This window comes from Ilumatobacter sp. (genome assembly GCF_041688325.1).
GTDB lineage: Bacteria > Actinomycetota > Acidimicrobiia > Acidimicrobiales > Ilumatobacteraceae > Ilumatobacter_A.
Genome location: NZ_JBDNIJ010000135.1, coordinates 1 through 8,090, shown reverse-complemented (window position 1 = coordinate 8,090; position 8,090 = coordinate 1). Strand labels below are relative to the sequence as shown.

At 61.4% G+C, this 8,090-nt stretch carries 4 protein-coding genes and 1 pseudogene; 4 read left to right on the top strand and 1 reads right to left on the bottom strand.

Annotated features, from left to right (window positions below; all coding sequences use genetic code 11):
• The first annotated feature begins 121 nt into the window (after positions 1 to 121).
• The 3 genes from ACH2EI_RS09205 to ACH2EI_RS09195 all read left to right on the top strand — a co-directional run bounded on the left by ACH2EI_RS09205 (position 122) and on the right by ACH2EI_RS09195 (position 6,053).
• Complete coding sequence (locus ACH2EI_RS09205; protein WP_395153306.1) at positions 122 to 1,291, top strand: FEA1-related lipoprotein; 1,170 nt, start codon at positions 122 to 124, stop codon at positions 1,289 to 1,291.
• 96 nt (positions 1,292 to 1,387) lie between these two features.
• Entirely contained in the window at positions 1,388 to 2,287 is a 900-nt protein-coding gene (locus ACH2EI_RS09200) for an aldo/keto reductase (RefSeq protein ID WP_395153307.1), read from the top strand.
• 82 nt (positions 2,288 to 2,369) lie between these two features.
• Positions 2,370 to 6,053 (top strand): multifunctional oxoglutarate decarboxylase/oxoglutarate dehydrogenase thiamine pyrophosphate-binding subunit/dihydrolipoyllysine-residue succinyltransferase subunit, encoded by a 3,684-nt coding sequence (locus ACH2EI_RS09195; protein ID WP_395153308.1) that lies wholly within the window; start codon positions 2,370 to 2,372, stop codon positions 6,051 to 6,053.
• A gap of 5 nt (positions 6,054 to 6,058) precedes the next feature.
• On the opposite strand, the gene ACH2EI_RS09190 is transcribed toward ACH2EI_RS09195, so the two are convergent.
• Positions 6,059 to 6,706, bottom strand: coding sequence for an HAD-IA family hydrolase (locus ACH2EI_RS09190; RefSeq protein ID WP_395153309.1), 648 nt, complete (start codon positions 6,704 to 6,706; stop codon positions 6,059 to 6,061).
• A 172-nt stretch (positions 6,707 to 6,878) separates the two neighbouring features.
• On the opposite strand from ACH2EI_RS09190, the pseudogene ACH2EI_RS09185 reads away from it, so the two are divergent.
• Positions 6,879 to 8,090: pseudogene (locus ACH2EI_RS09185) on the top strand (hypothetical protein); the annotation flags it as partial.

The following is an 8,090-nucleotide window of genomic DNA, read 5'->3' as shown; positions in this document are numbered from 1 at the left end:
GGGAAGTGGAGGGGGAAGTGGAGGGGGAAGTGGGCCCAGCACGGGTCGATTCGATTGTGCTCGCATGAAATGTTAGGTTCACCTAACAAATGGAGTAGGAAATTGTTAAGCTTGCCTAACTATGAGATCACTACGACCCCGCTCCCGCTTCCTCGCCGCAGGCATCACTGCAGCGTTGGCGATGGCCGCATGCGGCAGCGACGACGCCGATTCCACTTCCAACGAGAGCCTGACGACGAACGTACCGACAGCTCAGTTGCCCAGCGCCACTTCACCAACCACTGACATGTCGTCCACTGATGCACCTGCTGCATCAACCGCAGAGACGCCAGCAGTTGCGGCGACCCCGGCAGATGCCGGGTATGCCTATGCCTCGAACGTCGACAGCCACCGTCTTGTGGTCAACGACGTTTGCGAGGTCAAGGAACTCCTCGATGTCGACAACGTTGACTATGACGCCATCAACGTGCTGTACACCGACGGCAAAAATTCGGTGAAGAGCGACGGGTACCGAACGATTGGCGGATTCGCATCGAGTGCAGACCGCAAGCACGGCCTGAGCGATTTCTATGCAGTGCCCGCGCCGCTCAACGACTTCGTTTCGTCGGCAATTGCTGGCACCGGCCTCTTCGAAGGAGCCACCGACAGCGCTCGCGCACAAGGCATCGAAAAGGGGATCCAGAACCAAATCATGGTCGCCTGGGTTGTTCATGAACTCAACACCGCCGTCAGCAAAGCGGAAGAAGGCAACTTCGACATCGCCAAAGGAGCGGTCCACAACTGGGATGAAGGATGGGCGTTCTACGCTGGCGCCGAGCCAGGGTGTGGTCCGCACGGAACAGCAGACTCGCGCGGCAAGAACTTTGGAACGCTGACTGATGACGGCAGTTCGGTAGCCAACGCGGCGATCCTCGCCGCAATGATGACCGGTCGAGACGCGCTCCTGGCCAGTGACGTGGAAGGGGCCAAGGCCGCCGCCGCCGACGTCATCAAGAATGTCGTGGTCACCTACAGCCAGGCGGCCATTCGATACGCAACGCTGATCGAAACCGACGTTGCTGAGAGCGACGACGACGCTGCATCCAAGCACATTGCCGAGGGCCTTGCCTTCTGGCGAGTTATCGAGGCATACGTGACTCCCGCTGGCGCCGATGGCGAAACGATCAACGCCATCTTTGCCCTCGGCGGCACACCCGGCGCCAACGGTGGTGGCGATGCTGTCCGTACCGCATTACAGCCGGCTTGGAACGCCCTCGGCATCACCGCGGCCGACATCGGTACACTGGACTGATCCGTGGGATCGTTCGCCTGACCGCGAGTGTCGACAGAGCCGAGGCTGGCGTCGTTGCAGTCTGACAAGCTCCCGACGGGCGGCTACGTTCGGAACATGTTCGAGACGTCGCTCCCCACCGCACCCTTTGGCAGCACGGGCCACCAATCAACCAGAGTCATCTTTGGTGCAGCGGCGCTGGGAGGAATGAGCCAGGAGCGTGCCGACGCGACGATGGAGTCCGTTGCGCGATGGGGCATCAACCACATCGACACAGCTGCGTCATACGGCGAATCGGAAGACCGGCTCAAGCCGTGGCTTGCGAATCACCGGGCCGACGTGTTCCTCGCGACCAAGACCGGCCGTCGGTCAGGCGCGGGGGCACGCGAAGAGCTCGAAAAGTCCCTTGAGCGAATGGGCGTCGACCACATCGACATGGTGCAGCTCCACAACCTCGTCGAAGATGACGAGTGGGAGCGGGCCCACGCTTCGGGCGGAGCGGTCGAAGCACTTGCTGCGGCTCGCGATGAAGGCTTGATTTCGCACGTCGGCGTTACTGGCCATGGTCTTCGGATTGCGGGCATGCATTTGCGCAGCCTTCAGGCGTTTGACTTTGCATCGGTCCTGCTGCCGATCAACTTCATCTTGCTCGATAATCCGGCCTATCGCATGGACGTCGAAGCTCTCCTTGGGCTCTGTTCCGAGCGTGGCGTCGCAGTCCAGACCATCAAAGCCATTGCACGCGGCCGGTGGGCCGACGGTGAGGTCAGCGGACCGGGCAAGTTCAGCTGGTACGACCCGCTGACTGATCAGGAACCCATCGACCGTGCTGTCCGCTACGTGCTTTCGAAGGAGCAGCTCTTCTTAAACACCACGAGCGATGCGCGCAAGCTGCCCATGGTCGTCGATGCCGCATCCGGCGATCTCACTGCTCCGTCCGCCGACGAGATGCGGGCCGACATCGAAGCCGAAGGCATCACGCCGTTGTTCGATGCAGAAGAGCTCGATCGGATCTGACGAACCGACTGCTCGTCATGTTCTGAAGATGTTCGGTTCAGTGGGCTTTTCGAATCTCAGCCGTGAGTGGGTGGCGGTTACGATGTCGCCTGTGTCAGCACCAGCCGATCAAGCAAGTGGTTCCGGATTTGGAGCCAACTCCTGGCTCGTCGAGGAGATGTACGAGCGATTCGTCGCCGACCCCGGATCGGTGAGCGACAGTTGGCAGGAGTTCTTTGCCGACTACCAGTCTCAGGCGCCAAGTATTGCCGCCGCTGCTGCTGCATCGCCTCAGGTCAGGGCTAACGCAGAGGTCCACGGCGCCATGGCGCCGGTCGAACAGCTTCCTGCGCCGCCGCCAGCCGCTTCAGCTGCTCCCGCCCCTGCGCCCGTGGACAAGCAACCAGAAGAAGAGCCAGGCAAGCCAATCCGTGGCGCTGGCGCTGCCATTGCTCGCAATATGGAAGCCAGCCTCACGGTGCCGACGGCCACCAGCTTCCGCAACGTGCCAGCCAAACTGCTCGAAGTCAACCGCAAGGTGATCAACGGTTTCCGTTCCCGGTCGGGGCAAACCAAGATCAGCTTCACCCACCTGATCGGCTGGGCCATTGTTCGGGCAATCGCTGACGCCGTCCCAGCAATGAAGAACTCCTACGCCGTTGGTGACGATGGCAAGCCTCGCCTCATTGTGCACGACCACGTGAACATGAGCCTCGCGGTCGATGTCGAGAAGAAGGATGGCAGCCGGACGCTGCTTGTTCCCGTGCTTCGCGACTGCGACACCAACGATTTCAACGGCTTCCTCGCGGCCTACGAAGAAATCATCCGCAAGGTCAAGTCCAATAAGCTCACGGTTGACGACTTCCAAGGTGCCAACATCAGCCTGACCAACCCTGGCGGCATCGGCACAGTGCAGTCGGTGCCCCGCTTGATGCCAGGCCAGGGCCTCATCGTGGGCGTCGGCAGCATCGACTACCCAGCCGAGTTCGAAGGCGCCGACCAGCGCAACCTCAGCTCGCTCGGCGTCAGCAAGGTCGTCACCGTCACGAGCACCTATGACCACCGCATCATCCAGGGAGCAGAGTCCGGCCTTTTCCTGAAGCGTGTCCACGAACTCCTCCTCGGAGAGCACGATTTTTACGCCGAGATCTTCGCATCGCTTGGCGTCCCGTACGAGGCGGTGAAGTGGCGTCCCGACGTCAGCCCGATGAACCGCGAAGAGACGATGCTGGCCAAGCAGATGGCCGTCGCCAAGCTGATCCGCGTGCACCGCGTCCGCGGCCACCGGATCGCTGACCTCGATCCGCTTCGCTGGAAGCAGCCGCACATGCCGCGCGAACTCGACCCGGCCACGTACGGCCTGACGATCTGGGACCTCGACCGAGAGTTCCTCACCGACGGCGTCGGTGGCGTCGACAAGATGCGCCTCGGCGACCTACTCGGCGTCTTGCGCGACGCCTATTGCCGGACGATCGGCGTCGAATACATGCACATCCAGAGCACCGACGAGCAGCACTGGATCCAGGAACACGTCGAAGTCGGCAACCAGGTCAAGGGCTATCCCGAGCCGACGAAGGAAGAGAAGTACCGCATCCTCGAACGACTCAACGCCGCCGAGTCGTTTGAAAAGTTCCTCGCCACCAAGTACGTCGGGACCAAGCGCTTCGGTATCGAAGGCGCCGAATCGGCGATCCCGATCCTCGACGAAATCCTCAGTCATGCAGCCGACGACGGCCTTGACTCGGCGATCTTGGGCATGGCACACCGCGGCCGCCTCAACGTGTTGTCCAACATCATGGGCAAGGACTACGAGGCGATCTTCTCCGAGTTCGAAGGTCACCTCGACCCGTCGTCCGTGCAGGGGTCGGGTGACGTCAAGTACCACCTCGGTACAAAGGGTAAGTACGTCAGTCCGTCTGGTGCCGACATCAAGATTGAGCTGGCCGCCAACCCGAGCCACCTCGAAACCGTTAACCCGATTGTCATGGGCATGGTCCGTGCAAAGCAGGACCAGATCGAACCACCCGGTTCGTTCCCTGTGCTCCCGCTCCTGATTCATGGCGATGCAGCGTTCGCCGGTCAGGGCATCGTGGCCGAATGCCTCGCAATGAGCGATATCGGCGGCTACCGCATCGGCGGCACGATCCACCTGATCATCAATAACCAGATCGGGTTCACCACGTCACCTGAGTTCTCACGTTCTTCGCTGTACTGCTCTGACGTCGCGAAGACCGTGCAGGCCCCGATCTTCCACGTCAACGGTGATGACCCTGAAGCCTGCGTCAAGGTCGCCCGGCTCGCCTGGGAATACCGCCAGGAGTTCCACAAAGACGTCGTCATCGACATGGTCTGTTACCGGCGTCACGGACACAACGAGGGTGACGATCCGTCATACACCCAGCCGCTCATGTACAAGGCGATCGCCGAACGTCGCACGGTCCGCAAGCTGTACGTCGAGACGCTGGTCCGCCGTGGTGACATCACGATCGACGAGGCAGAGCAGGCGCTCAGTGACTTCCACGACAAGTTGCAGACAGCGCTTGACGAGACCCGCGCGCAAAATCCGGGTGACGTGACCGCCGCTCGCTCGCCGAAGCCGCTCGGTGTTTTGCCCCACATCCCGACCGGAGTGGACCGAGCAAAGCTCGACAGCATCTTCAACAAGCTGACCGACTACCCCGAGGGTTTCACGATCCACCCGAAGCTCGGCAGGCAGTTCGAGACGCGGGCCAAAATGTACGCCGACGGTGAGGTCGACTGGGCGCTTGCCGAGGCAATGGCGTTCGGTTCGCTCGTCCAGGAGGGCCACCCGGTACGGCTCGCCGGTCAGGACTCGCGTCGCGGTACGTTCAGCCATCGCCACGCCGCGTTGATCGACAACAACACCGGTCATCCGTGGATCCCACTCGACAACCTTGACGATGCGGCGGCGAACTTCTGGGTCTTTGACTCGCTGCTCTCTGAGTACGCAGCGATGGGCTACGAGTACGGCTACTCCCATGGCAACCGTGACGCGCTTGTGCTGTGGGAAGCCCAGTTCGGTGACTTCGTCAACGGCGCCCAGATCATCATCGATCAGTACATCGTTGCCGCCGAAGACAAGTGGAAGCAGCAGAACGGTGTCGTCCTGCTCCTGCCGCACGGCTACGAGGGCCAGGGCCCAGAGCACAGCTCGGCACGCATCGAGCGGTTCCTCACCTTGGCTGCTGAAGACAACATGCAGGTCGTCAATACGACCACGGCGGCCAACTTCTTCCACCTCCTGCGCCGCCAGGTGCATTCGGAACGCCACACGCCGCTGATCGTGTTCTCGCCAAAGTCTGGTCTGCGGATGAAGCAGACCCGATCGTCTATCGACGAGCTGACAACCGGGTCCTTTAACGAGGTGCTCGACGATCCGGGTGTACTCGATGCCAACGCAGTCACGCGTATCGTGTTCTGCTCAGGCAAGGTTGCATGGGACGCGATAGCCGAGCGCGACGAGCGCAATGCCGCCGTTGCTATCGTTCGCATCGAGCAGCTGTACCCGTTGCCAACCGAGCAAATGCGCGACGTGCTGAAGAAGTACCCGTATGCCAAGGAACTTCGCTGGCTGCAAGAAGAGCCCGAGAACATGGGTGCTTGGAACTTCATCGAGCACAACGTGTGGCGCATCAAAGACGAGGGCTACGACCTCCGTCATGTAACTCGCGCACCGTCGGGCAGCCCAGCCACAGGCAGTAAGGCGATCCACGACCAAGAGCTTGCACAGCTCATGGATCGGTTGTTCTCGTCGAGCGAGGACTGACTCCGTCAGGCTGAGAGCGAGATCCCGAGGATCGACGCGAGTTCGTCGAGCGCGGGGCCGGGTTTTTCGACCTTGATGGTCTGCATGCCCAGAGCCCGCGCTGGCTTCAAGTTGATCCCAAGGTCATCGAGAAAGACGCATTCGGTCGGCTCGACACCGGCGAGTTCGCAAGCGATTTCATAGAAGCGGGGTTCGGGCTTACGGACGCCAACCTTGCTCGACTCAACCACATGATCGAACTTCGCCATCACGTCTGCCACGTCAGGGCGGCGCTGTGTTGCGGTGTCGTCTGAGACCACATTGTTCGTGAGACATGCCGTGATGTAGCCGGCTGCGATGACGGCGTCGAGCGCGATGACCATCTCGGGGCGGACCGACCCGGAGAGCAACGCCAAGATGTCGGTACCGGGAATCCGATGGCCGAGCGCCTCGGATTCGTTGGCGAAGAGCAAGTCGAACTCGTCGGGTCCGACATCGTTGCGTTCAAGCAACGCCCACGCATTCGAGTCTGGGTTGTGAGTGTTGACCGAGCGAATGAAGTTGGTCGGCAAGGAGTGATTTTCTTCGTACGTGTTGAAGGCATCGAAGGGGCTGGAGAGCACGACCCCACCGAAGTCCCAGAAGACTGCACGCACAATGGTTGGGTTCGGCATGGTTCGAGAGCCTACGATGGGGGAGTACAAAGTCTCGATTCGACTTCGGGTCACCTGGTGCGAACACGGCCGGTACCCGCAGCGATGATCGACGCAGCGTGCAGATCGCCGGAATCGGCGACACGGAGGCTCGAATGGTCGAGCCCCGTCAACAGGAACGAGACAACTGATAATGAACGCTCAGAACGGCCCAGCCCACGTGGTGGTCGACGGGTCGAACCTCGCAACCGAAGGCCGGTCACTGCCCAGCCTGCAGCAGCTCAACGAAGCCGTCATGAGCTTCATGGAAGACAACCCCAACACCGAGATCACCGTCGTGGTCGATGCGACCTTCGGGCACCGGATCGACAAGAAGGAGATGAAGGAGTTCGAAGAGGGCATCTCGAACAACGAGCTCGTTGCACCGCCGGCTGGCGCTGTCGGTCGCGGCGACGCATTCGTACTTGGCATCGCCAACAAGGCGAACTCCACCGTGTTGTCGAATGATTCCTTCCAAGAGTTCCACGGTCAATACGACTGGCTCTTCGACGAAGGCCGCCTCATTGGCGGTAAGCCAGTGCCGCATGTCGGCTGGGTTTGGGTGGCGCGTAACCCGGTTCGCGGTCCGGTCAGCCGCAAGGCCACCCGCGGGTCAAGCAGCAGCAGCAGTGGCAGTAGCGGCAGTAGCAGCGGTGGCGGTCGGTCACGTGGTGGCCGGGGTCGTACCAAGCAAGACGACAACCAGGCACGCGTGGGCAGTCTGGAGGCGAACGCGCCGATGCCCGTACCGAAGGGGCCACCGCCGACGCGCAAGAAGGCTGCAGCACGACAGAGCGAGCCGAAAGCGGCGGTCAGCCCAGCTCCGAGGGGCGGCGATCCGGTGAACGAACTGCTGCCATTCCTTGACTTCGTCGAGCATCACCCTGTCGGAACAAGCATCAACGGCACCGTCGACGCTTACTCGTCGCACGGCGCCTACATCACGATTAACGGCACTGGAGTGCGTGGCTATGTCCCACTCCGGATGATGGCCGCCCCGACACCGCGCAGTGCAAAGTCGATCATGAAGATCGACTCGTCGGTCACGCTCGTCGTTGTGAGCTTCAATGGTTCCCGTCGCAGTATCGACTGTGCCGTCCCCGACATGGCTGATCGGGCTATTGCCGAGGCAGCAGCCGAAGCAGCCGAACGCGATGAGGCCATCGCTGACGTGCTGCTCGAGCAGCAGGTTCCAGCCAAGAAGAAGGCAGCAGGGAAGAAGGCTGCTCCCGCCAAGAAGGCTCCAGTGAAGAAGGCTGCAGTGAAGAAGACCGCTCCCGCCAAGAAGGCTGCAGTGAAGAAGGAAACAGCCACGGCTGCTCCGACCAAGCCGTTGGCAGCCGACAAGACTCCAGCCAAAAAGGCC

Excerpts from the sequence above, each read along its gene's own strand:
- ACH2EI_RS09205 (WP_395153306.1), top strand. The coding sequence starts at position 122 with ATGAGATCACTACGACCCCGCTCCCGCTTCCTCGCCGCAGGCATCACT.
- ACH2EI_RS09200 (WP_395153307.1), top strand. The coding sequence starts at position 1,388 with ATGTTCGAGACGTCGCTCCCCACCGCACCCTTTGGCAGCACGGGCCAC.
- ACH2EI_RS09195 (WP_395153308.1), top strand. The coding sequence starts at position 2,370 with ATGTCGCCTGTGTCAGCACCAGCCGATCAAGCAAGTGGTTCCGGATTT.
- ACH2EI_RS09190 (WP_395153309.1), bottom strand. The coding sequence starts at position 6,706 with ATGCCGAACCCAACCATTGTGCGTGCAGTCTTCTGGGACTTCGGTGGG.